The sequence below is a fragment of the Mesorhizobium sp. M4A.F.Ca.ET.050.02.1.1 genome, assembly GCF_003997725.1.
Classification (GTDB): domain Bacteria; phylum Pseudomonadota; class Alphaproteobacteria; order Rhizobiales; family Rhizobiaceae; genus Mesorhizobium.
On the sequence record NZ_RZSG01000382.1, the window covers coordinates 2630 to 5641 of the forward strand.

Sequence of the window (3012 nt, forward strand, 5' to 3'; positions counted from 1 at the left end):
TGCTCGCCGGCGACTATTTGGGCATCGATGATGGCCTCGACGATGGCGCGCCCAAGCCAGCCGCCTCCACCGATTATTCCGATCCTCACGGGCTCGCCCATTGTCGAAGCTCTTCCTCAATCCGCCGAATAGCCATGCCTGGCGAAGAACCGGTCCAACTCGCGCTTGTGCGGGGCCTGGCCTGTAAAAATCTCGACGTAGCCGGGGATGCGCTTCATCCGGATCGCGAGATCCTCCTTGGTCTGCATCGAGATGTAGCCGATCTGCACGAGGTAGATGGTGCGCGCTCGGACGTCGGCTGAGCTTTCCTCGTGGCCGAAGCGGACGAACATCTGGCTCATTGCGTCGAGACGCGTCTGGTCGGCTTTGTGTACCTCTGCCAGAATCTCAGGCGACTGAAGCGCCCAGCTTCTGACCGCGAACTCGAACTGGGCATCGAACAGGGACTTGTCGAGCCAGCAGTCGAAGACGTTCAGCATCGCTTCGGCGATCGTCTCGGCATATGCCTCAGCCTGCTTGACGAGGTTGCCGGTGTTCTTGTCCCGCCAACGGGTCACGAGGGCAGCCAGCAGTTCTTCTCGGTCCTTGAAGAACCAATAGAAGCTGGTGCGCGACAGGCCCAGCTTCTTGGCAAGCGGCGAAATTCGCACCGTATCGACGCCGGATTCCAGAAGCAGGTCGTAGGCGGCTCCAAGCCACCCCTCCGGCGATCCGCGCCAACCGCTATCGTTCGAAATCTGCTCCATGAGCGTCCTGCCTATCAAAATGTCGGAATGAAAACCAGCAAAATGTACACTTATGTCGATTTAGTCGACCTGACAGAACTCAAACTTGACATATCTGTACATTTTCGAATAGCGTCGCATGTGCCCCCAGCCGGAGTCCGTCAGATGTCGAACGATCCCCTTCTGCAGCCTTACAAGCTCAAGCATTTGACCCTTCGCAATCGCATCATCGTGACGTCCCACGAGCCGGCTTATCCGGAGGATGGGATGCCGAAGCAGCGCTATCTTGCTTACACGGTGGAAAGGGCCAGGGGCGGTGTGGCGATGACGATGACGGCGGGGTCTGCGGCGGTTTCGAAGGACAGTCCTCCGGTTTTCAATAACCTGCTCGCCTACAAGGACGAGATCGTGCCGTGGATCAGGAAAATGACCGATGCGGTCCACGAAGAGGGCGCCGCCATCATGATCCAACTGACCCATCTTGGACGGCGCACACGTTGGGACAAAGGCGATTGGCTTCCCGTCGTGGCTCCGTCCCATCAGCGTGAAGCCTCACACCGCGCCTTTCCCAAGAAGATTGAAGACTGGGATATTGAGCGCATCATCAAGGACTTCGCGGATGCCGCCGAACGAATGAAGGCAGGCGGGATGGATGGCGTCGAGCTCGAGGCTTACGGCCACTTGCTCGATCAGTTCACGTCTCCACTGACGAACGATCTTGACGGTCCTTACGGCGGTTCGCTCGACAACCGCATGCGCTTCTGCATGGATGTCTTGAAGGCGATCCGCGCTCGGGTTGGCGAGGATTTCATCCTGGGCGTTCGATATACCGCGGATGAATGTCTCCCCGGCGGCACCGGCAAGGCGGAGGGTTTTGAAATCTCCAGACGCCTCAAGGAAAGCGGACTTATCGACTACCTCAACGTGATCCGCGGCCACATCGACACCGACGCCGGCCTGACGGACGTCATCCCAATTCAGGGAATGACGAACTCGCCGCACCTTGATTTTGCGGGCGAGATTCGCGCTGCGACCAACTTCCCGACCTTTCACGCGGCGAAAATACCGGATGTGGCGACTGCGCGCCACGCGATCGCGTCGGGCAAGGTGGACATGATCGGCATGACGCGCGCTCATATGACCGACCCGCACATCGTGCGCAAGATCATCGAAAAGCGCGAAGACGAAATCAGGCCCTGCGTAGGCGCCAATTATTGCCTCGACCGTATCTACCAGGGCGGAGCGGCATACTGCATTCATAACGCGGCGACCGGTCGCGAGGTGACCATGCCGCACATCGTCGCCAAGGCCGCGACCCGCAAGAAAGTTGTCGTCGTCGGCGCCGGTCCGGCTGGCCTCGAGGCCGCGCGCGTTGCCGGCGAGCGGGGACATGAGGTGGTGGTCTTCGAGGCCGCAAGCGGTCCGGGAGGGCAGATCCGCCTGACGGCGCAGAGCCCGCGTCGCAGGGAGATGATGAGCATCATCGAATGGCGAATGGCTCAGTGCGAAAAGCACGGAGTGTCCATCCAGTTCAATACCTGGGCGGAAGCCGAAACCATCGAGGCTGAAAATCCGGACGTCGTCATCATTGCCACCGGCGGAGTGGCGCACACCGATGTCCTATCCAAGGGCAACGAGTTCGTGGTGTCTTCATGGGACATCATCTCCGGCGACGCGAAGCCGGGGACCAATGTCCTCATCTTCGACGATGCGGGTGACCACGCGGCACTCCAGGCTGCCGAATTCCTCGCGGGCGCCGGAGCGAAGGTCGAGATCATGACACCGGACCGGTCCTTCTCACCCGAGGTCATGGCTATGAATCTCGTGCCTTACATGAGATCTCTTCAAAAACTCGATGTGACCTTCACGGTTACCTATCGGCTCGAGTCTGTTGAAAAGAACGGTAACCAGCTCATTGCACATGTCGGCAGCGACTACGGCGGCGTCTCCAAACAGCGCATCGTGGACCAGGTTGTCGTCAATCACGGCACCATTCCGCTCGACGACATCTATTTCGAACTGAAACCGAAATCGACCAATCACGGCGAGGTTTCGCACGACGAGCTCATCGCCGGGCAACCGCAGTCGGTGGTGCGCAATCCGGAGGGTCAGTTCCAGCTCTTCCGCATCGGAGACGCGGTCTCAGCGCGCAACACCCACGCCGCGATCTATGACGCGCTGCGCCTGGCGAAGGATATCTGATGGCCGGCAGCGGACGAACGCTCCGCTCATTCATATCAAGGGTTCAGCCATAACCAGATACAGGATTCGTGGTATTGAATGGTTC

2 protein-coding genes are annotated in these 3012 nt (G+C 59.4%); one reads left to right on the forward strand and one right to left on the reverse strand.

Translation table 11 applies throughout. The features are described from left to right. Positions 1-116: 116 nt before the first annotated feature. Positions 117-746: a TetR/AcrR family transcriptional regulator gene (locus EOA33_RS22165; protein WP_126055061.1), complete on the reverse strand. Its 630-nt coding sequence runs from the start codon at positions 744-746 to the stop codon at positions 117-119. A gap of 144 nt (positions 747-890) precedes the next feature. Between EOA33_RS22165 and EOA33_RS22170 the strand changes: the two genes are divergently transcribed. Next, positions 891-2927 (forward strand): NADH:flavin oxidoreductase, encoded by a 2037-nt coding sequence (locus EOA33_RS22170; RefSeq protein ID WP_126055060.1) that lies wholly within the window; start codon positions 891-893, stop codon positions 2925-2927. Positions 2928-3012: the final 85 nt, after the last annotated feature.

Excerpts from the sequence above, each read along its gene's own strand:
- EOA33_RS22165 (WP_126055061.1), bottom strand. The coding sequence starts at position 746 with ATGGAGCAGATTTCGAACGATAGCGGTTGGCGCGGATCGCCGGAGGGG.
- EOA33_RS22170 (WP_126055060.1), top strand. The coding sequence starts at position 891 with ATGTCGAACGATCCCCTTCTGCAGCCTTACAAGCTCAAGCATTTGACC.